Origin of the sequence: Halomonas sp. 141 (genome assembly GCF_002810305.1) — a bacterium.
Classification (GTDB): Bacteria; Pseudomonadota; Gammaproteobacteria; order Pseudomonadales; family Halomonadaceae; genus Vreelandella; species Vreelandella stevensii.
Window position 1 is genome coordinate 109501 of the sequence record NZ_PINZ01000004.1, and the last position, 18295, is coordinate 127795.

An 18295-nucleotide genomic window follows, 5' to 3' on the forward strand; every position below is an offset into this window, starting at 1 on the left:
GGAGAAAGAACGATGAAAGTTCGAGCTTCCGTAAAGAAGATGTGCCGTAACTGCAAGATCATTCGTCGCAATGGCGCTGTACGCGTCATCTGTGTCGAGCCGCGGCACAAACAGCGTCAGGGCTAAACCTGGGCTGTTTTAAGCGGGTGCAGGCATACCCCTTGCCTTCGGGCTCCTAAAGGGGTATGCTGTTGCGCCTTTTGTAGATGAATAAACGAGCAAGCCGCTCAAATTTCGGAGTAAGCTGATGGCCCGTATTGCAGGCGTCAATATCCCGGACAACAAGCATGCGGCGATCTCGCTGACCTATATCTTCGGGATTGGCCGTACTCGCGCTCAACACATCTGTGTTGCTGCCGGTATCGCGCCGACTACCAAGATCGTAGACCTGTCTGGCGACGAGCTGGATACCCTGCGTTCTGAAGTTGGTAAGTACACCGTAGAAGGCGACCTTCGTCGTGATGTCACGCTTAACATCAAGCGTCTCATGGACTTAGGCTGCTACCGTGGTCTGCGTCATCGTCGTAGTCTTCCGCTGCGTGGTCAGCGGACCAAGACTAACGCGCGTACCCGTAAGGGCCCGCGTAAGCCGATCCGCAAATAACACGCAGGCTCTTTAATCGAGAGCTGACGTTAAGACAGGAATAGACATCAACATGGCTAACCCGCGTAGTAACCGTAAAAAGGTTAAAAAGCAGGTAGTGGACGCCGTCGCGCACATCCATGCCTCTTTTAACAACACGATCGTGACGATCACAGACCGCCAGGGCAATGCTCTTTCTTGGGCAACAGCCGGTGGTTCGGGTTTTCGTGGTTCTCGCAAGAGCACCCCGTTCGCTGCGCAAGTTGCAAGCGAACGTGCAGCAACTGCTGCAGCCGAGTATGGTGTGAAAAACGTAGACGTGCTGGTCAAGGGCCCCGGTCCCGGCCGTGAATCCGCCGTGCGCGCACTGAACGCCGCCGGCTTCCGCGTGCAAAGCATCGTAGACGCGACGCCCATCCCCCATAATGGCTGCCGTCCGCCGAAGAAACGCCGCGTTTAAGGAGACAGATTCATGGCTCGTTATATTGGACCGAAGTGCAAACTGTCTCGTCGTGAAGGCACCGATCTCTTCCTGAAGAGTGGCGTGACTCCCTTCGAGAAAAAGTGTAAATCCGAGCAGATCCCGGGCGTACACGGCCAGCGTCGTCAGCGTCTTTCCGACTACGGCTTGCAGCTTCGCGAGAAGCAGAAAGTACGCCGTATGTACGGCGTACTCGAAAAGCAGTTCCGCAACTACTATAAAGAAGCCGCTCGCCTGAAAGGTGCGACCGGTGAAGTACTGTTGCAACTGCTTGAATCCCGACTGGATAACGTCGTCTACCGCATGGGCTTCGGCTCGACTCGCTCTGAAGCGCGTCAGCTGGTCAGCCACAAGGCGATTTCCGTCAACGGCCGCACCGTTAACGTTGCTTCCTACCAAGTGAAGCCGGGTGACGTGGTAGCTGTTCGTGAAAAGGCGAAGAACCAGGCTCGTATCCAAAGCGCGTTGAGCATTGCTGCCAACCGTGGCGATATCACCTGGATCGAAATCGACGCCAAGAAGATGGAAGGCACTTTCAAGGCTCTGCCTGAACGCGGTGACCTGACTGCCGACATCAACGAAAACCTGATCGTCGAGCTGTACTCCAAGTAAGCAGTCTGTTTGTTACTTCTGCTTCTTGAGGCCTGGGCGGGATAGCAAAGCTAACCGCCCAGATGCTCTTGAGTATTGTGCTTTAGAGTACTCAGTATCCGTTTGGCAGCCTGAAAGGTGTTCATATGCAGCGTTCAGTGACAGAGTTTCTTCGCCCCCGCGACATCAAGGTCGAAGAGATCAGCGCACATCATGCCAAAATCGTTCTCGAACCGTTCGAGCGCGGCTTTGGTCACACCCTGGGGAATGCACTTCGTCGCATTCTGCTTTCATCCATGCCCGGCGCTGCCGTGGTAGAGGCTGAAATCGCCGGTGTAGAGCACGAATACAGTGCGCTCGAAGGGGTGCAGGAAGATGTCATCGAAATCCTCCTGAACTTGAAAGATGTTGCGATCAAGATGCACAGCCGCGATGAGGCGGTGCTCTCGCTGAACAAGCAGGGCCCAGCCGTCGTCACCGCTGGCGACATTGCGCTTGATCATAGCGTCGAAATCGTCAACCCGGACCACGTCATTGCACACGTCAATGAAGGTGCCGAGCTGAAAATTCAGCTTAAGGTAGCGCTGGGTCGTGGTTACGAACCGGCTGACGCTCGTGGCTCTGATGAAGAGACCCGTGCTATTGGCCGCCTGCAGCTGGATGCCACCTTCAGCCCTGTTCGCCGTGTTTCCTACTCGGTCGAAGCCGCTCGTGTCGAGCAGCGTACCGACCTCGATAAGCTGATTATCGACCTGGAAACCGACGGTACACTGGATCCGGAAGAGGCTATCCGTCGCAGTGCGACCATTCTGCAAGAGCAGCTGGCCGCCTTCGTCGACCTGGAAGCTGACAAAGAGCAGGAAGTCGAAGAGGAAGAGGATCACGTTGATCCGATCCTATTGCGCCCCGTAGACGATCTCGAGTTGACCGTTCGCAGCGCCAACTGTCTGAAAGCCGAGAATATCTACTACATCGGTGATCTGATCCAGCGCACGGAAGTGGAGCTGTTGAAGACCCCGAACCTCGGTAAGAAGTCCTTGAATGAAATCAAGGATGTATTGGCAGCGCGCGGCTTGTCCCTCGGTATGCGGCTGGAAAATTGGCCACCCGCTAGCCTGAAGGACGACAAGGCCTCCGCGTAAGCGTCGACTTGAGTCCCAGTTTGGTAAGGAATCACAACCATGCGTCATCGTAAGAGTGGTCGTCATCTGAATCGTACCAGCTCGCACCGTCAGGCCATGTTCAAGAACATGTCTGTCTCGCTGGTCGAACATGAAGTCATCAAGACAACCCTGCCCAAGGCCAAGGAACTGCGTCGCGTTATCGAGCCGCTGATCACCCTGGCAAAGCAGGATAGCGTTGCAAACCGCCGTCTGGCGTTTGCTCGTACGCGCTCCAAAGAAGCCGTCGGCAAACTGTTCAACGAGCTGGGTCCGCGTTACGCCGAGCGTCCGGGTGGTTACATCCGTATTCTCAAGTGCGGTTTCCGCACCGGCGACAACGCCCCCATGGCCTACGTTGAACTGGTAGACCGCCCGGTAGCCCAGGAAGAAGCCGCTGCAGAGTAAGCGTAGCGCCCCTTCCAAGGCACAATGAAAACCGCCCCTCACCGGGCGGTTTTTTTGTGTCCATGTTTTTATGTCTACGGGATATGAACAGATTGCCTGTCGGGCCGGGATTAATCTATATATAAGCCCTCGGGCACATCCATTTGTCGGCAGGCCATGCTAGTCTTATTCGGCTGAGCATGGCCATTCAAGGGCGGTGCTAGGTCATCAGTAAGTGTGTGCCAGGGTAGCAGGCGCGAGTGACGTTTAGCAGTGATGTACATTCATCAAGGGGCAGGTATGTCAGCAGAGGCAAGGTATTCACGGACAGCGGCAACGGTATGGCTGTTGATGCTCGGTCTACTGGTGATCGGCAGTATCACCAAAGCGCAGGCCAACCCACGCTATGCGGGCATCGTCGTCGATCTGGAACATGGTGAAGTCCTCTATTCTGAGAACGCCGACGAAGCGCGCTACCCCGCCTCACTGACCAAGATGATGACCATGTACCTCACCTTCGAAGCGCTGGAGAGAGGGGACTTGCGGCTCGATCAGGCGCTGCCGGTGTCGGCTCAGGCGGCGGCCATGCCCGCCAGCAAGCTGTGGTTGTCAGCCGGCAGCACCATCAGCGTGGACACCGCCATGCGCGCCCTGGCGGTACGCTCTGCCAACGACGTGGCCGTAGTGGTGGCCGAGGCTCTGGGGGGCAGTGAGCAGCGCTTTGCCCACCTGATGACGGAAAGAGCCCGTGAGCTGGGCATGAGCAGGACGACTTTCCGCAATGCCTCGGGGTTGCCGGATGACCAGCAGGTCACCACAGCGCGGGATATGCTGACCCTGTCGGTGCGTGTGATACAGGACTTTCCCCAGTACTACCACTACTTTGGGCTGCAGGAGTTCACCCATCGTGGCACTCGCCACACTAGCCACAACCGCCTGGTACGTGACTATCCCGGCGCCGACGGCCTGAAGACCGGTTTCATCCGTGCCTCCGGGTTCAATGTCGCGACCACTGCCGTACATAACGGCCGACGCATGGTGGCGGTGGTGATGGGCGGTTTCACCGCCGCCTCCAGGGATACGCACATGGCCAGCCTGCTGGATCGCAGTTTCGAGCGCGCAGCGCTACGCGACCACCAGACCTGGATTGCCAACACCAGCTTCTCGCAGGAGTACATGGGCTTTGGGGGCTCACAGCAGGCGATCTCGCCTCCTCCCGAGCCCCCATCGCGGCCGATGATGGCGCATATCGACACCAGCGCCCCGGTCACGGCGGCGGCCGTGGAGGCCCAGTGGTCACAAACCATGGCGCCTACACCTTCTCCGCAGGGTGACCCGCTGCTGGCCTTGATCGAGCAGGAGCGTGGCTTTGCCTCGATGGGATCGGCACCGGCCTCCGGAGGCGGTAACTGGGGCATCCAGGTGGGTGCCTTCAGTCAGGCCCATCAGGCGGAACAGCTGGCCCAACAGGCTGCCCAGCGGCTGCCCAGTGAGGTGGGGGGGCAGGTCGCCATCGATACGCTGGAGGGGCGCTCGACGGTGTTCCGAGCACGCGTCGTGGCGCTGGACGAAATGCGTGCCCGTCAGGCCTGTCAGTCACTGCAGGCCCAGGGCATGGACTGCATGGTGGTGAACGCCAGCCTTTGACGCCACCCGGCACGCCAACGCCCCGCCAGTGCAGCATTGGCGGGGCGTTTTGTTTTATGCGACCACAGGAGGAACGCCATGACATCTTCCCTGAAAGGCATTCTCTGCATGTGTGCAGGCGTACTGTTTCTGGCCTTGGGAGACGCGGTATCGAAATGGTTGGGTGAGGTACACTCGCCGCTGCAAATCATTTTTTTCAGAACGCTGGTGTCGCTACCGCTGATCGCCCTGCTGGCCCATTTTGGTGGTGGGCTGCGCAAATTGCGTACGCGTCGCCCGGGCGTGCACCTGCTGCGCGGGCTCATTTATACCGCCACCATGGTGTGCTTCGTCTGGGGGTTGACCCTGCTGCCGCTGGCGGAAGCCACGGCGATTGCCTTTGTGGCCCCGCTGTTCGTGACGCTGCTGTCGGTGCCGTTACTGGGTGAGCGTATCGACCCGCCAGTGCTGGCCGCTTCGCTGCTTGGCTTTGTCGGGGTGCTGATCGTGGTGCGGCCAGGCGGTGATGCCTTTCAACTGGGGGCCATGGTGGTGCTGGGCGCGGCGGTGTTCTACGCGCTGATGATGGTCACCGCGCGGCGCTATGGCGCCAACGAGCACCTGTGGGCCATGGTGTTCTACATGACGGCCGTGCCGCTGGTACTGACGGGCCTCAGCCTGCCCTGGGTATGGCAAACGCCCCATCCCTGGCACTGGCTGGGCTTTGCCGCCTCCGGGGTGCTAGGGGTGGGGGCCACGGCGTTCATCACCCTGGCCTTTCGCCATGCGCCCGCCGCCATTGCGGCGCCCTTCGATTACACCGCCATGCTGTGGGCCGTGCTGCTGGGGTGGTGGTTCTGGGGAGAACTGCCGGACGTCTGGGTCTGGGTAGGCAGCGCGCTGATCATGTGCAGCGGTCTGGCCATTGCCTATCACGACCGTCGCACCACCCTGAAACGTCGCCCCACGGCCTGACATGCACCGGGAATTGACCCAGGTCAGCAAACCGGCCGACGGGCCGCAACCGGCGAGGTGCGCTGACTATAATGCCGCCCGTTCAAACAACGGTGACGGTTATGCAAGCTCCCGAACTTCTCTCGCCTGCGGGCACGTTTCACAACATGCGCTACGCGTTTGCCTACGGGGCCGATGCGGTCTACGCCGGGCAGCCGCGCTACTCGCTACGGGTGCGCAATAACGACTTCAAGGTGGCGACGCTGCACCGGGGCATCGAGTATGCCCATGCCAGAGGCAAGCAGTTCTACGTGGCCTCCAACATCGCTGCGCACAACAGCAAGCTCACGACCTATCTGCGGGATATGGAGCCGGTGATCGAGGCTGGGCCGGACGCTCTGATCATGTCCGACCCCGGGCTGATCATGATGATCCGTGAGCGCTGGCCGGAACAAGTCATCCACCTGTCGGTGCAGGCCAACGTGGTGAACTGGGCCGCGGTCAAGTTCTGGCAGCGGCAGGGGATCCAGCGCATCATTCTTTCTCGGGAGCTGTCGCTGGAAGAGGTGGCCGAGATCCGCACCGAATGCCCGGATATCGAGATCGAGACGTTCGTTCACGGCGCGCTGTGCATCGCATATTCAGGGCGCTGCCTGCTCTCGGGGTACGTCAATCGCCGTGACCCGAACCAGGGCACCTGCACCAACGCCTGCCGCTGGCAATACAAGACGCTGGATGCCACCCGGGATGCCACCGGCGACCTGATACCCGTGGCGGCAGACACCGAGCGGGCCGCGTTGATCGAAGACGTCTCCCAGCCGGGCAAGCGGATGCCCATCTACGAAGACGAGCACGGCACTTACCTGTTCAACTCCAAAGACCTGCGCGCCGTGCAGCACGTGGCACGCTTGGCGCGTATGGGTGTGGCGTCACTGAAGATCGAAGGACGTACCAAGTCCCACTACTACGTGGCGCGTACTGCGCAGGTGTATCGTCAGGCCATTGACGATGCCGTGGCAGGCCGCCCCTTCGACATGGGCTTGATGGATCAGTTGGAAAACCTGGCCAACCGAGGCTATACCGAGGGCTTTTACCGCCGCCATGTGCACGATGAGTTTCAGAACTACGAGCGCGGCCACTCCGTTGGCGTGCACCAGCAGTTCGTGGGCGACATCATCGGCGTCGATGCCACGGGCAGCCTGCTGGACGTCGAGGTCAAGAATCGCTTCGAAGTGGGCGATTCCATGGAGCTGATGCTGCCCTCTGGCAATCGTCGTTTCGTGCTGAAGCAGATGGAGAACGGGCGCGGCGAGTATCAGACTGCCGCACCCGGCTCAGGGCATCGTGTCCGCATAGCGCTACCTGGCGCGCCCATCGGCCCGGAGCAGTGGGAGTTTGCACTGTTGATGCGGGATCTTTCTACCGCTCCCTCCCGCACCTCCGCCCAGGCCAGCCATCTGGGCGTGGCCGTCAGTTGAACGCGTAGACATCCATCGCCAGCACGCCGTGCTCGACGCTATGGTGCAGCCGCTGGCCCTGACCCCCGGCTCCCATGGCGACCAGTAACGGTTGGAAGTGCTCCGGCGTGGGATGGTTGCGCTGGGCATGGGGAGCCGTTTGCCATGTCAGCAGCGCCTCCCGCGCGTCTTTTTCCAGTTGGGTGTGTGCCCAATCGGCAAAGGCATCCACCCAGCCTGGTGCCTGGCTGCCCTGGGGCAGTAGCGCATGCAGGTTATGGGTCAGGCTGCCGGAGCCCACGACCAGAATACCTTCGCTGCGCAGGTGGGCAAGCCGCTGGCCCAACTCCATCAGCGCCGCGTTGCTCCAGCGGCTGGGAAGCGACAACGACACGACCGGTAGCCTGGCCTCGGGGTACATCAGGGAAAGTGGCACCCAAGCGCCGTGGTCCATGCCGCGCTCCACGAGTCTGGCACCGAGCGTTTTGCCCAGCGTTGCGGCCAGGGCTGGGTCCCCCGGTGCCGGGTACTGCACGGCGAACAACGCTGCCGGAAAACCGCCAAAATCGTGGAGGGTCTCGGGGTGAGCGCTCTGACTGATGAGCAGCTCCGGCGTTTCCCAATGGGCAGAGACCACGACGATGGCCTTGGGGCGAAGCGTCTGGCCCAGCTCACGCAGGAACTGGTGAGCGGGCGTGGGGGTCAGCGCCAGCATGGGCGAGCCGTGAGAGATAAACAGGCTAGGTAACATAAGGCACCTCGATGTGCGGCCTGCCAGCGTAGGCGCGCCAGCAGGCCAGTGGCTCACGCGAAGCGGCGTGCAACGACCAGGCTGCCGCTGCCAAGGCCGGCTTGCACGACCAGTGCAATGGCCCAGAATACCGGGAATTCCCAGCCGCCGCCCGGGTTGGAGAAGAGCCAGCCGTTACCGATATGTACCCAGGCGGCTCCCAGCAAAACCGGTACCAGGGCAAGGCTGACCCAGCGGGTATAGATACCCAGCAGCAAGGCCAAGCCTCCGCCGACTTCCGCCGCAATGGTCAGGTAGGCCAGAAAGCCTGGCAGGCCCAGCGACTCAAAATAGCCGACCGTTCCAGGCAGGGTGAACACGAATACTTTCAACAGCCCGTGGGCCAGGGTCATGATGCCCAGGCTGATGCGCAGCAGGGCAGTGGCATGCAGGTGTGATGCTTGGGTTGTCAGTGTCGTCGTCATGGTGTTCTCTCCTGCTTCCGTCAGGTGCAGCCGCCGGGTGGTGCGCTGTATCAGCCGCGCGCCCAGCGATTCCTCGAGCGCCATGACCCGGCGCGATAGCAAGGTGCGCGAGAGGTCCAGGGCCTCCGCCGCCCGCGTGTAACTGCCCAGCTCGGCCACCTTGACGAAGGCTGCCAGTTGGTCGAACTGGGTCATGACCTGAAGAACGCCTGGGCCGCCTGACGGGGGTCAGGATGGCCGCAAATGGCCGAGATCACCGCGAGCCCGTGGGCACCGGCGGCTTTCACCTGGGCGGCGTGCTCGGCTTTCAAGCCGCCGATGGCCACGCTGGGCAGCGGGCAGGCACTGGCCAGTTGGGCCAGCCCGGTAAAACCGATGGGCTGCGCGTGGTCCTGCTTGCTCCCGGTGGCAAACACGGGCCCCAGCCCCACGTAATCCAGCAGCGCCACGGGGGCACGCTGCAACTGCTCCAGGGTATTGATGGAGAGCCCGATGATCGCCTGCTTGCCCAGTACCTGGCGGGCCTGCATCACGTCCGTATCGCTCTGGCCAACGTGCAAGCCGTCGGCACCGCTGGCGTGCGCCACGTTCAGCCGGTCATTGATGATCAGCGGCACTCCGCTACCTGCCAGCACTTCCTTGAGACGCTTGGCCTGGGCAATCATGGCTTCGTCGCTGGCCTGCTTGTCGCGTAGCTGGACCAGCGTGACGCCTCCTGCCACGGCGGCTTCCACGGTACGTTCCAGGCCCGTGGAGGCGCATAGCTGAGCATCCGTGACCAGATAGAGCGTAAGATCAACCGACATGTAGGGTCTCCGAGTGAGGTAGTGCAGGCAGGTCATCTGCCGTGAGCGAGTACAGGGTATCCAGCAGCGTCACATAGAAACTGCCTGGCCCTTCGGCCTGCTGCCCGGCGTGACTGCCTGCCAGATTGAAGTAGGTCAGGGCGCCGAGCGTGGCGGCCAGCGGGGCGTGACGGTTGGCCGCCACGAAACCGGCGACCAGCGCGCTGAGCCCGCAGCCCAGGGTGGTTACCCGTGGCATCAGCGGGTGGCCGCCAGTCAAACGATACAGCGACTGGCCATCGGTGACGATATCGGTGGCCCCGGTCATGGCGACGACACACTGATACCGACGCGCCAGGGTGATGGCCGCCTGGGTGGCATCGTCGGTGCTGACCGTGGCATCCACGCCCCGGCCCTGGTGGGCAAGGCCGCTCAGCGCCATGATTTCCGAAGCATTGGCACGAATCACGCTGGGCTGGTAAGCCAGCAGGGACAGGCAGGTTTGCTGGCGCAGCCGCGTGGCACCCACGGCGACCGGGTCCAGCACCCAGGGCACCGCGTGGGTTTGGGCAGAGTGGGCGGCCAGCTGCATGGCCTCGGCCCAAGGGGCAGAGAGCGTACCGATGTTGATCGAGAGCGCTCCCGCGATGGCGGTAAATTCCGCCACTTCTTCCTGGGCATGCAGCATAGCGGGGGAGGCCCCGGCGGCCAACAGCAGGTTGGCGGTACTGTTCATGGCAACGTAGTTGGTGATGCAGTGTACCAGCGGGGTCTGGTCACGCAGCGCGAGCAGCGTCTCGCGTGGGCTGGGTAGGGTCATGACTTCCTCCCGGCAGGGAGGTGGTGAATGAAAGCACCACGACTCCCTACGCCGGTGCTATCCGGTTCAGGTTCAAAGGGTGCTTCTCAGCCGCATCGCGGCGCCCCTGTCGTAGGCGTACTATCCTCGGCCAGGCGGGAAGTGTAAAGCCAATGGCGCGGAAAGATCAGCGAAACGCGCTGGGTGTGCCGTAGGTCAGCATTTCATCGAGCGTCCACGATAAACCCCCCGTCTTGGGCGAGTGACAGCAGGGGGTGAGCGGCTCACCCAGTACATTGAGATCACGTGACATGCGGCCTCCTCAGGCAGGGACTAGAATTATCGCAGCGCCGCCCTCATACATGGTCCAAGGGGCGGTAACGGCGGATTCGATGGGGTTCGCGTTAACAGCAGCCTAAAGCCTTGTACATGGTATGGGCTTCGTCAAAGTATTTACGTACCAAAGTGCTTACTTGGGTACCAATGGCCAGATACATCACACAGCAACAGGAGAAAGTCATGTCGTTTTCAGGTGAACAGTATCCCGGTGTTGCCCCTGCGGCTCCCCAGACCCAAGGGTTTCGGTTGAATCACACCATGCTGAGGGTCAAGGACCCAGAGCGCGCGCTGGCGTTCTATTCCCGCGTATTTGGCATGCAGGTGCTGCGGCGGCTGGATTTCGAAGAGATGCAGTTCTCGCTCTATTTTCTGGCTAACGTGGAAGCCGACGACCAGGTGCCGGAGGAGCAGAACGCTCGCACCGCCTGGACTTTCAGCCAGAAGGGCCTGCTGGAACTGACCCACAACTGGGGCACCGAAACCGAGCAGGACTTTGCCTACCACGACGGCAATGCCGAGCCCCAGGGGTTTGGCCACATCTGCTTCAGCGTGCCGGACCTGGAGGCCGCCCAGGCCTGGTTCGACGAGCAGGATGTCACCTTCGTGAAGCGTGCCGACCAGGGCAAGATGAAAGACGTCATTTTCGTCAAGGACGCGGACGGCTACTGGATCGAAGTGATTCAGGCGGATCGCATGGCCGCATTGGGCGGCTAATATGGCACATTTGCTGTTCCGGTTGCGCCACGTGACCGATGAAGAGGCCATGGAAGTGCGCCAACTGCTGGATGAACACGGCTTCGACGTGTATGAAACCCAGGCGGGGTTCTTCCGCCTGGGGGTCGATGCCATCTGGCTGCGCAACCCGGCCCAGCGAGATGACGCCGAGGCGCTGCTGGCGCAGTACCAGGTCGAACGCCAGGCCAGCGCGCGAAAGGCCCACCAGGAGGCGGTGGCCCGCAACGAAGCACCGACTTGGGGGAAGCGGTTACGGGAACAGCCGATTCAGATCGCGCTGGTGATGGTCGCTGTCATCCTGATCGCACTGCTGACCCTGCTGCCGTTCATTGGGCTGGCGCGTTAGCCTGGCACACCGCATCCGTCAGGTGCCCGCGCTTCATGTACATCATGACGCCATGTTCACCGGCGCGCAGCGATGGAGTAGCCCCAGGTGGGAAGCGGCACCAGCTGCCCTGCGGGTATTCGTTGCCCGCCTCGTAGAGCGAGCCTTCCAGTACCAGCAGTTCCAGCCCGCCCGGTAGCGCAGGGTAATCGATGGCCACATCGTGCTCCCAGCGTTCCAGACTGACCTTCTCCTGTGCGTAGGTGTGCAGCATTTTGTAGCCGATGCCTGGCCGCCGGTCGGGCTGCCAGGGCAGGCGGTGGGCAGGAATGGCCAGCTGCAGCAGGTCGTTGTCATCGAACTGATGCAGTTTCACCAGAATCAGCGCACCTTCTTCGCCAATATGGGGCGTATGGCCAGTGCCAATGGGATTGCGCAGGTAGCTGCCCGCAGGGTAGCGGCCATGTTCGTCGGCAAACACGCCCTCCAGCACCAGAATCTCTTCACCGCCGCCATGGGTATGGTGGCTGAACTGGCTGTGCGGCGCGTAACGTACCAGGCTGGTGGCGCGGGCGACTTCCTCGCCAATCCGGTCCAGCATCATACGTTCCACGCCTGCACTGGGCGACGCGACCCAGTGATACTGCTCCGGCGTCATACAGGCAAAGTGGCTAAAATCGGCGTTCAGGCGCATGGGCTTGGCTCTTTGCAATGAGTGAGATGAGCAGGGAGAGGGGCTAGTCTCCTTTATCAGCGCTGCAAAACGCAATCTTCCCTCATGCTTGACCTCGTCATTTGCAAACAAACCGCCGCTCGAAAGCGGCGGTTTTTCATTACGGGGTGTCGGTCAGCGCACTGAGAATATGGTGAGCCGTCTCGATACGCGCCTGAATGGGGTAGTTGCGGTTTGCCAGCAGCACCATGGCGATCTGCTCGCTGGGCACGAAGACCACATAGCCGCCGAAGCCATTGGTTGAGCCCGTCTTGTTGTAGTAGGCCGCTTGCCGAGGGGCTTGCGGTGGCGTGAGGCGATGTGCCGGGTTGGGCGCCAAAATCATCTCGAGCGAATTGCCTTCCAGCAGTGTCTCCAGGGTCACCGGGTAGTGATAGTGCTCCCAGCCCAGGCCCTGGGTCATGGGGCCAACGTCGAAGTAGCCTGTGCGTGTCGTTGCCAAGGCGTCATCCAGCCGTTCCGTCGTGCCGCTGGCATTGGCCGGGTCTCGCATGTTCGCCTCCAGAAAGGTCAGCACGTCGGCGGCATTGGCTTTCAGCCCGTAGGCCTGGGCATCCAGCACGCCTGGGTTCACCCGAATGGGCTCATCCTCCTTCGAGTAGCCGTAGGCATAATGTGCCCGTTGCGCGTCGGGCACTTGAAAATGAGTGTGTTCGAGCCCGAGCGGTATGAACAGCGTTTCTTCCATCAGCGTCTCGAAAGGTCTGCCCAAACGTTGCGCGGTGAGATGGCCCAGCAAACCGATGCTCGGATTGGAATACAGACGTTGTGCCCCTGGAGCAGATTCGGGTTGCCATTGGCGGTAGTAATCGATCATTTGCTCTTCTGATGGCACCGAGTCCGGAAACTGCAGCGGAAGCTCGCCTGCCGTGTAGGTGCCCAGTTCCAGCAAGGTGATCTCATCGAAGGCACTGCCTTCAAGGGCTGGCCAGTAGCCGCTGGCGGGGTCAGAGAGGGAAAGGGCACCGCTAGACTGCGCGTAGCCTGTCAAGGCCGCCGTGAAAACCTTGCTGATGGAGCCTAGCTCGAAAAGCGTCTCATCCGTGACCGGCTCCTCCGTCTCCAGGTTTGCAAGCCCATAATTAAAGTAATACGGCTGCCCCTGAATGCTTAGCGCGACGGCCATGCCGGGGATACGATACTGTTCCATCAGCGGGGTGATCGTGCTGTCCAGCAACGCTTGAAGATCGGCCTCGTGAGGCTCTTCGAGCGCCCAGGCTGCCCCGCTGAAAAGTAAGGAGGAGGCCATGAGAAGACAGCGGCGTGCTGAAAACGGCGTGCGCATGCAAAACTCCTGTTGCGATGAGTCATGTCGGTGGAAGGCAGCTCTGGTCGATACAGAAGCCACGGGTGACTAAAATAAAGAGCGCGATGGGTCTCCACAAATGGCAAGATTTTGCATGAGCTATTAGAAAAATTTGGGGGTGGCGCAGTGCGTTCCTATTTGCCGTTGAAGGCTCTGCGGGCCTTTGAGGCATCGGCCAGACATTTGAGCTTCACGCGTGCAGCAGAAGAGCTGCACGTGACACAGGCGGCCGTGAGCCATCAGGTCAAGCGCCTGGAAGGGCTATTGAAGGTGCCGCTATTCACACGTTTGCCCCGAGGGCTAATGCTGACTCAGGAAGGCGAGCTGCTGTTGCCTGTGCTGAAGAATGCGTTCGATCAGATGTCGCATACGTTGGAGCGGTTAGGCGAAAGCCGTCATCGTGAGGTCTTGAACGTGGGTGTGGTGGGTACGTTTGCCGTGGGTTGGCTGCTGCCACGGCTGGCAGACTTTCATGACGCGTATCCGTTCGTCAATTTACGGCTCTCCACCCACAACAATCGTGCCGATCTAGCCGCTGAAGGTCTCGATTTTGCGATTCGCTTTGGCACGGGCGCCTGGCATGGCACGGCGGCTCAGCCACTACTGCCTGCATCGCTTTCGGTGCTGTGTGCTCCGGATATTGCTGCACGGCTCGACACGCCAGCCGATGTGTTGCATGAAACCTGGCTGCGTTCGTATCGTGCCGATGAGTGGGCCGAGTGGTTGTTGGCCGCCGGATTGCCTCGTAGCCTTCCCACGACCCAGAGCATCGTCTTCGACTCTTCCATTGCCATGGTGGAAGCCGCGCTTCAAGGGGTGGGCGTGGCATTGGCGCCACCGTTGATGTTTTCTCGGCAGCTGAGCAGTGGTGCGCTGGTGCAGCCTTTCGACACCACTGTCAGTCTAGGGGGGTACTGGCTGACACGCCTGCAAGCGCGGGCAGAAACCCATGCCATGGCGTCTTTCAGGCAGTGGCTGCTCACCACGATCAACCTGCGTGAGACTGAGCGGTAAGCAGCCGTTGACCTCAATGATCAGTGACGATGACCATGATCACCGTGGTCGTGGTCGTGGTCGTGGTCGTGGTCGTGGTCGTGGTCGTGGTCGTGGTCGTGGTCGTGGTCGTGGTCGTGGTCGCCATGACCATGATCATCATGGCCCGGTTCGGCCAGGGCGGCGTGGAGTACCGTGGCGTTGTGGCGCATCATGCCCAGGTAAGTGCTGGCATCGCCCTCACTGGCCAGCGCATCCGCGTAAAGCGTGCCTGCAATGGGCAGGCCGGTTTCTTCGGCCAGTTGCACGATAATGGACTGGTTGGTCATGTTCTCGTGGAACAGCGCCTGAACATTCTCCTGCTCGATCACGTCCACCAGCGCTGCCATGCTGGCGCCGCTGGGATCTGCTTCGGTAGAGAGCCCCACCGGCGACAGGAAGTTGACCCCATAGGCACGGGAGAAGTAACCGAAGGAGTCGTGGCCGGTGATGACGCTGGCGGAAGCCGGGATCTCACTGATCAGCGCACGAATTTCGGCATCCAGCTCCGCCATTTCAGCCAGGTAGCGATCGGCATTGGCCTGATACTGCTCGGCGTTGTCCGCATCGACTTCCATCAAGCCGTCGCGGATGTTCTCGACGTAGACCCGCGCCTGGGTCATGTCCTGCCAGGCATGGGGATCATCGTCGCCGTGCTCATGGTCATCATGGCCATGTTCATGAGCATCGTGCCCATGATCGTGGCTATGTCCATGATCATGCCCGTGATCGTGTCCATGGTCGTGATCGTCATGCCCATGATCGTCATGGCCCGCGTAGGCCAGGGCGTTGATGCCATCCGTTGCGGTGACCACCGGGCCTTGATAATCGCTGGAGTCGATCAGTCGCTCCATCCAGCCTTCGAACAGCAGGCCGTTGAAGACCACCAGGTCGGCCTCGGCCAGCGCACGGGCATCACCTGGGCGCGGCGAGTAGACGTGTGCATCGCCGTCAGGGCCGACCAGGGAAGTGACCTCGACATGCTCACCGCCCACGTTCTCGACCATATCGGCCAGAATCGAGAAGCTGGTGACCACCTGCACACGCTCATTGGCGATGGCGGCAGGCAGGGCCAGCATGGCGGAAACGCCTACCAGCCAGCGGGACGTATGGGAAAGGGACATGACAAACTCCTTTAGTGAATGATCAGGATGTCTGCTCCAGGGCGAGTGGCGTGGTCTTGCGTCGCAGCTTGGCCGCTAAGCTGTGATAGCGGCCAAACAGCGCTGACAACAAGTAAGCCACCCCTGCGAGCAGGATAATGCTTGGCCCCGAAGGGGTATCAAAATGGAACGACAGCAGCAGCCCGCCAGTGCTCGACACCATGGCCAGCACCACCGCGATGCCGATCAAACCTTCCAGCCGCTTGCTCCAGAACCGGGCTGCCGTGGCGGGCAGCATCATTAGCCCCACGGCCATCAGCGTGCCCAGGGTTTGGAAGCCCGCCGTCAGGTTCAGCACCAGCAGCCCCAGAAACACGCTATGCACCCAGCCACTGCGGCGGCTTTGGCCGCGCAAGAACAGCGGGTCCAGGCACTCCACCACCAGCGAGCGGAAAATGACCGCCAGCGTGACCACGATGAGCGTGCTGATACCGGCAATCAGCAGCAGGGCGGTCGAGTTGATGGCCAGAATGGAGCCAAACAGCACGTGGGTTAAATCCACGCTGCTGCCGCCCATGGAAATCAACATGACGCCCGCCGCCAACGAAATGATGAAAAAGCTCGCCATGGCTGCGTCTTCCCGCTGGCCGCCCATTTTGGAAACGGCCCCGGCCAGTAGCGCCACCATCAGCCCGAACAGCACGCCGCCCACACTCATCACCGGCAGCGAAAACCCCGCCAGCAAGAAGCCCAGCGCCACCCCCGGCAAAATGGCATGGGCCATGGCATCGCCAATCAGGCTCATGCCGCGCAGCACCAAAAACACGCCCAGCGGCGGCGCGGCCAAGGAAAGTGCCAGCCCACCCACCACGGCGCGGCGCATGAAGCCATAGTCGAACGGCGCGATAAACCACGCGTCAAGCAGTGCCAGCATGACGACCTCCCAACGAGAAGGGCACCACCTGGGCGGGGGCGTGATGCGTGTGCAAGGCACTCGGTGCCACCCAGCGGCCATGGCCGCCGCTCAGCATTAGCACCTCATCGGCCAGGCGGCGCAAGTGGTCCATGTCGTGCAGCACGATGATGATCGTCACGCCTTCATCGGCCATCTGGCGCAGGATACGGATCAAGATATCCACTGTGTCGCTGTCTACGTTGGCGAACGGCTCATCCAGCAGCAGCAGCTCGGCTTCCTGCATCAGCGTGCGGCCAATCAGCGCCCGCTGGCGCTGGCCGCCGGACAGCTCGCCCAGTGGCCGATGTGCCAAATGGGAGATGCCCAGCCGCGCCATGATCTCGCGACCCTTGCGGTAGTGCGCCGCGCAGTAACCTTTCATGGCCCCATGGCTTGGCCAGCTGCCGGTCATCACCAGCTCTTCCACGCTCATGGGGAAGGTCAGGTCCAGAGCCAGCTGCTGCGGCAACCAGGCACGACGCGCCTTGTCTACCGTGCACACCACTTTGCCGCTGATGGGCCTGAGTTCGCCCATGATGGCCTGAATCAGGGTGCTTTTACCTGCGCCGTTGGCACCAATCAGCGCGGTGATCGCGCCGCGCTTGATGTCGCCGTCCACATGCTCCAGCACGGTGCGACCACCCTGTGCCAGGTGCAGGTCGTGCAGTTGCAGGCGCGAAGAGGAACGCTCACTCATAGCGGCCACCCGCCTGCCCACACCACCAGCCCCCACAACGCCAGCAGGGGAAGGGCGACCAACCCCAGCCGTTTGGTGGCCGACAACGACATCAGCGAAAAATGACAAGGACCTTCCTTGTTATGGCGATGCATGTGCTCACTCATCGAGCAACCTCACTCACGAATAAATAAGTTATAACATAACGAATAGAGAAACAAAAAAAGAGCCGCATATTTTACGCGCTCATGCGGCCCTGACAACGACAAGCGTACCTATAAAAAGTGCCCGGAAAGCCGAGCACGGAAAGCAGCCTGGCCCACCTTCAGAACCGCCAGGTCGCGCTCAGCTGTTGAGGGGTAACCAGCAGGGCATATTCGCCTTCCAGCGTGACCGGGCCCAGCGACACACGGGCCGGTTGAAAGTGGTTGATCGCGCGGGACGCCTGATGGGGCTGGGTCCAGATCTGTAATTCATTGATCAGCATGCCGGTGGCAAAATTGACCGCGCCATCCCGCTCCCGGCCATCGGCTGCAATCACCGCGCCGGCCACGCTGTTCACCACCAGGGAGCTGACCCGCGCTTCCCAGCCGCGGCGTTCGCGTTCTGCCTGGGCCAACTGCAGGCCCAACGCCTGCACCCCGCTCAGCTCGCCTTGGGCCTTCAGCCGCTCATACTCTGCCAGCGCCGCCCGATGTGGCTGGCGATCGGTGAGCGTCCCCGCCAGCGCCAGCGCCGACTTCACCACGCCAATGCGCGCATCGAAACGGTCATCGCGGCTGCTGGCCTCGCTGGACTGGTAGGCATCGACCACCAGGCTGGCCGCGTAAATGCCGCTCCAGCCCGCCTCCCACCACTGCGCCTGACGCGCTCCGTTCTCGAACACGCGGTCGTACGTGGCCCACTCATTTCCAGTTTGCGCCTGGGAGGGCAGTGTCAGCATCAGCAACGCCCCCGCCGCCAACATCTTCTGTACACGTTGCCGTAATTGCATGGCCAAACACCTGAGTCACCGAAACGATAGTGCTAAGCGTAGCACGGCGGAAAGGTGCC

At 61.2% G+C, this 18295-nt stretch carries 24 protein-coding genes, 1 pseudogene and 1 riboswitch; of the genes and pseudogenes, 12 read left to right on the forward strand and 13 right to left on the reverse strand.

Features of this window, described 5'->3' with window-relative positions; genetic code table 11:
- The first annotated feature begins 12 nt into the window (after positions 1-12).
- From rpmJ to trhP, 9 genes are all read left to right on the forward strand, one after another.
- Positions 13-126, forward strand: a complete 114-nt coding sequence (gene rpmJ / locus CWI66_RS03540; protein ID WP_081139244.1) for a 50S ribosomal protein L36 — start codon at positions 13-15, stop codon at positions 124-126.
- Between the two features lie 121 nt (positions 127-247).
- The gene (gene rpsM / locus CWI66_RS03545; RefSeq protein WP_039180640.1) at positions 248-604 is read left to right on the forward strand and encodes a 30S ribosomal protein S13; all 357 of its coding nucleotides are present in this window, start codon (positions 248-250) and stop codon (positions 602-604) included.
- A 52-nt stretch (positions 605-656) separates the two neighbouring features.
- On the forward strand, positions 657-1043 hold the full coding sequence (gene rpsK / locus CWI66_RS03550; RefSeq protein WP_009099028.1) for a 30S ribosomal protein S11: 387 nt from the start codon (positions 657-659) through the stop codon (positions 1041-1043).
- Between the two features lie 12 nt (positions 1044-1055).
- Entirely contained in the window at positions 1056-1676 is a 621-nt protein-coding gene (gene rpsD, locus CWI66_RS03555; RefSeq protein ID WP_016915789.1) for a 30S ribosomal protein S4, read from the forward strand.
- Between the two features lie 125 nt (positions 1677-1801).
- A complete protein-coding gene (locus CWI66_RS03560; RefSeq protein ID WP_016915790.1) occupies positions 1802-2797 on the forward strand; it encodes a DNA-directed RNA polymerase subunit alpha in 996 nt (331 codons plus the stop codon).
- 39 nt (positions 2798-2836) lie between these two features.
- Positions 2837-3223: a 50S ribosomal protein L17 gene (rplQ, locus tag CWI66_RS03565; RefSeq protein WP_016915791.1), complete on the forward strand. Its 387-nt coding sequence runs from the start codon at positions 2837-2839 to the stop codon at positions 3221-3223.
- Positions 3224-3553: 330 nt separating this feature from the next.
- Positions 3554-4849, forward strand: coding sequence for a D-alanyl-D-alanine carboxypeptidase family protein (locus CWI66_RS03570; RefSeq protein ID WP_016915792.1), 1296 nt, complete (start codon positions 3554-3556; stop codon positions 4847-4849).
- A gap of 78 nt (positions 4850-4927) precedes the next feature.
- A complete protein-coding gene (locus CWI66_RS03575) occupies positions 4928-5803 on the forward strand; it encodes a DMT family transporter (protein WP_016915793.1) in 876 nt (291 codons plus the stop codon).
- 101 nt (positions 5804-5904) lie between these two features.
- Entirely contained in the window at positions 5905-7260 is a 1356-nt protein-coding gene (gene trhP, locus CWI66_RS03580; protein ID WP_100730935.1) for a prephenate-dependent tRNA uridine(34) hydroxylase TrhP, read from the forward strand.
- Here the strand turns inward: trhP and CWI66_RS03585 are convergent.
- From CWI66_RS03585 to CWI66_RS18295, 6 genes and pseudogenes are all read right to left on the reverse strand, one after another.
- On the reverse strand, positions 7253-7990 hold the full coding sequence (locus CWI66_RS03585; protein ID WP_016915795.1) for a DODA-type extradiol aromatic ring-opening family dioxygenase: 738 nt from the start codon (positions 7988-7990) through the stop codon (positions 7253-7255). The genes trhP and CWI66_RS03585 overlap by 8 nt on opposite strands.
- Positions 7991-8043: 53 nt before the next feature.
- Complete coding sequence (locus tag CWI66_RS03590) at positions 8044-8454, reverse strand: DoxX family protein (RefSeq protein WP_016915796.1); 411 nt, start codon at positions 8452-8454, stop codon at positions 8044-8046.
- 6 nt (positions 8455-8460) lie between these two features.
- Positions 8461-8649 (reverse strand): annotated as a pseudogene (locus CWI66_RS18165) (helix-turn-helix domain-containing protein); the annotation flags it as partial.
- Positions 8646-9260 carry a thiamine phosphate synthase gene (thiE, locus tag CWI66_RS03595; RefSeq protein ID WP_081192061.1) on the reverse strand — a complete coding sequence of 205 codons (615 nt, stop codon included), beginning with the start codon at positions 9258-9260 and terminating at the stop codon, positions 8646-8648. The gene thiE and the pseudogene CWI66_RS18165, both read right to left, overlap by 4 nt.
- Complete coding sequence (gene thiM / locus CWI66_RS03600; RefSeq protein WP_100730937.1) at positions 9250-10059, reverse strand: hydroxyethylthiazole kinase; 810 nt, start codon at positions 10057-10059, stop codon at positions 9250-9252. The genes thiE and thiM overlap by 11 nt, the downstream gene beginning before the upstream one ends.
- 26 nt (positions 10060-10085) lie before the next feature.
- Positions 10086-10177, reverse strand: a riboswitch (TPP riboswitch).
- A 48-nt stretch (positions 10178-10225) separates the two neighbouring features.
- Entirely contained in the window at positions 10226-10351 is a 126-nt protein-coding gene (locus CWI66_RS18295; protein ID WP_232710727.1) for a DUF2237 domain-containing protein, read from the reverse strand.
- Between the two features lie 206 nt (positions 10352-10557).
- On the opposite strand from CWI66_RS18295, the gene gloA reads away from it, so the two are divergent.
- Positions 10558-11091: a lactoylglutathione lyase gene (gene gloA / locus CWI66_RS03610; RefSeq protein WP_081139256.1), complete on the forward strand. Its 534-nt coding sequence runs from the start codon at positions 10558-10560 to the stop codon at positions 11089-11091.
- A gap of 1 nt (position 11092) precedes the next feature.
- Positions 11093-11458 (forward strand): DUF6164 family protein, encoded by a 366-nt coding sequence (locus tag CWI66_RS03615; RefSeq protein ID WP_016915803.1) that lies wholly within the window; start codon positions 11093-11095, stop codon positions 11456-11458.
- Here the strand turns inward: CWI66_RS03615 and CWI66_RS03620 are convergent.
- Both CWI66_RS03620 and ampC read right to left on the reverse strand, forming a co-directional pair.
- The gene (locus CWI66_RS03620; RefSeq protein ID WP_016915804.1) at positions 11439-12131 is read right to left on the reverse strand and encodes a cupin domain-containing protein; all 693 of its coding nucleotides are present in this window, start codon (positions 12129-12131) and stop codon (positions 11439-11441) included. The two genes, CWI66_RS03615 and CWI66_RS03620, sit on opposite strands and share 20 nt — an antisense overlap.
- 139 nt (positions 12132-12270) lie before the next feature.
- Positions 12271-13455: a class C beta-lactamase gene (gene ampC / locus CWI66_RS03625; protein ID WP_100730938.1), complete on the reverse strand. Its 1185-nt coding sequence runs from the start codon at positions 13453-13455 to the stop codon at positions 12271-12273.
- A gap of 147 nt (positions 13456-13602) precedes the next feature.
- On the opposite strand from ampC, the gene CWI66_RS03630 reads away from it, so the two are divergent.
- Positions 13603-14490 carry a LysR family transcriptional regulator gene (locus CWI66_RS03630; RefSeq protein ID WP_198517435.1) on the forward strand — a complete coding sequence of 296 codons (888 nt, stop codon included), beginning with the start codon at positions 13603-13605 and terminating at the stop codon, positions 14488-14490.
- Between the two features lie 20 nt (positions 14491-14510).
- On the opposite strand, the gene CWI66_RS03635 is transcribed toward CWI66_RS03630, so the two are convergent.
- The 5 genes from CWI66_RS03635 to CWI66_RS03650 form a co-directional block, all read right to left on the reverse strand.
- Positions 14511-15632, reverse strand: coding sequence for a metal ABC transporter solute-binding protein, Zn/Mn family (locus tag CWI66_RS03635; RefSeq protein WP_100730939.1), 1122 nt, complete (start codon positions 15630-15632; stop codon positions 14511-14513).
- 22 nt (positions 15633-15654) lie between these two features.
- Positions 15655-16545: a metal ABC transporter permease gene (locus CWI66_RS03640; protein WP_100730940.1), complete on the reverse strand. Its 891-nt coding sequence runs from the start codon at positions 16543-16545 to the stop codon at positions 15655-15657.
- Complete coding sequence (locus CWI66_RS03645; RefSeq protein WP_016915809.1) at positions 16529-17263, reverse strand: metal ABC transporter ATP-binding protein; 735 nt, start codon at positions 17261-17263, stop codon at positions 16529-16531. Before CWI66_RS03645 ends, CWI66_RS03640 begins: the two co-directional genes overlap by 17 nt.
- Positions 17260-17409, reverse strand: coding sequence for a hypothetical protein (locus CWI66_RS18170; protein ID WP_186299161.1), 150 nt, complete (start codon positions 17407-17409; stop codon positions 17260-17262). Before CWI66_RS18170 ends, CWI66_RS03645 begins: the two co-directional genes overlap by 4 nt.
- Before the next feature lie 158 nt (positions 17410-17567).
- Positions 17568-18185, reverse strand: a complete 618-nt coding sequence (locus CWI66_RS03650; RefSeq protein WP_081192181.1) for a hypothetical protein — start codon at positions 18183-18185, stop codon at positions 17568-17570.
- Positions 18186-18295 lie beyond the last annotated feature (110 nt).

Bases quoted from the DNA above. Each gene is read 5' to 3' on its own strand.
- CWI66_RS03560 (WP_016915790.1), top strand. From the start codon at position 1,802: ATGCAGCGTTCAGTGACAGAGTTTCTTCGCCCCCGCGACATCAAGGTC.
- CWI66_RS03590 (WP_016915796.1), bottom strand. From the start codon at position 8,454: ATGACGACGACACTGACAACCCAAGCATCACACCTGCATGCCACTGCC.
- CWI66_RS18170 (WP_186299161.1), bottom strand. From the start codon at position 17,409: ATGAGTGAGCACATGCATCGCCATAACAAGGAAGGTCCTTGTCATTTT.
- rpsM (WP_039180640.1), top strand. From the start codon at position 248: ATGGCCCGTATTGCAGGCGTCAATATCCCGGACAACAAGCATGCGGCG.
- rpsK (WP_009099028.1), top strand. From the start codon at position 657: ATGGCTAACCCGCGTAGTAACCGTAAAAAGGTTAAAAAGCAGGTAGTG.
- rpmJ (WP_081139244.1), top strand. From the start codon at position 13: ATGAAAGTTCGAGCTTCCGTAAAGAAGATGTGCCGTAACTGCAAGATC.
- CWI66_RS03570 (WP_016915792.1), top strand. From the start codon at position 3,554: ATGCTCGGTCTACTGGTGATCGGCAGTATCACCAAAGCGCAGGCCAAC.
- CWI66_RS03585 (WP_016915795.1), bottom strand. From the start codon at position 7,990: ATGTTACCTAGCCTGTTTATCTCTCACGGCTCGCCCATGCTGGCGCTG.
- CWI66_RS03640 (WP_100730940.1), bottom strand. From the start codon at position 16,545: ATGCTGGCACTGCTTGACGCGTGGTTTATCGCGCCGTTCGACTATGGC.
- trhP (WP_100730935.1), top strand. From the start codon at position 5,905: ATGCAAGCTCCCGAACTTCTCTCGCCTGCGGGCACGTTTCACAACATG.
- rpsD (WP_016915789.1), top strand. From the start codon at position 1,056: ATGGCTCGTTATATTGGACCGAAGTGCAAACTGTCTCGTCGTGAAGGC.
- thiM (WP_100730937.1), bottom strand. From the start codon at position 10,059: ATGACCCTACCCAGCCCACGCGAGACGCTGCTCGCGCTGCGTGACCAG.
- gloA (WP_081139256.1), top strand. From the start codon at position 10,558: ATGTCGTTTTCAGGTGAACAGTATCCCGGTGTTGCCCCTGCGGCTCCC.
- rplQ (WP_016915791.1), top strand. From the start codon at position 2,837: ATGCGTCATCGTAAGAGTGGTCGTCATCTGAATCGTACCAGCTCGCAC.
- CWI66_RS03620 (WP_016915804.1), bottom strand. From the start codon at position 12,131: ATGCGCCTGAACGCCGATTTTAGCCACTTTGCCTGTATGACGCCGGAG.
- CWI66_RS03650 (WP_081192181.1), bottom strand. From the start codon at position 18,185: ATGCTGACACTGCCCTCCCAGGCGCAAACTGGAAATGAGTGGGCCACG.
- CWI66_RS03575 (WP_016915793.1), top strand. From the start codon at position 4,928: ATGACATCTTCCCTGAAAGGCATTCTCTGCATGTGTGCAGGCGTACTG.
- CWI66_RS18295 (WP_232710727.1), bottom strand. From the start codon at position 10,351: ATGTCACGTGATCTCAATGTACTGGGTGAGCCGCTCACCCCCTGCTGT.
- thiE (WP_081192061.1), bottom strand. From the start codon at position 9,260: ATGTCGGTTGATCTTACGCTCTATCTGGTCACGGATGCTCAGCTATGC.
- CWI66_RS03635 (WP_100730939.1), bottom strand. From the start codon at position 15,632: ATGTCCCTTTCCCATACGTCCCGCTGGCTGGTAGGCGTTTCCGCCATG.
- ampC (WP_100730938.1), bottom strand. From the start codon at position 13,455: ATGCGCACGCCGTTTTCAGCACGCCGCTGTCTTCTCATGGCCTCCTCC.
- CWI66_RS03645 (WP_016915809.1), bottom strand. From the start codon at position 17,263: ATGAGTGAGCGTTCCTCTTCGCGCCTGCAACTGCACGACCTGCACCTG.
- CWI66_RS03615 (WP_016915803.1), top strand. From the start codon at position 11,093: ATGGCACATTTGCTGTTCCGGTTGCGCCACGTGACCGATGAAGAGGCC.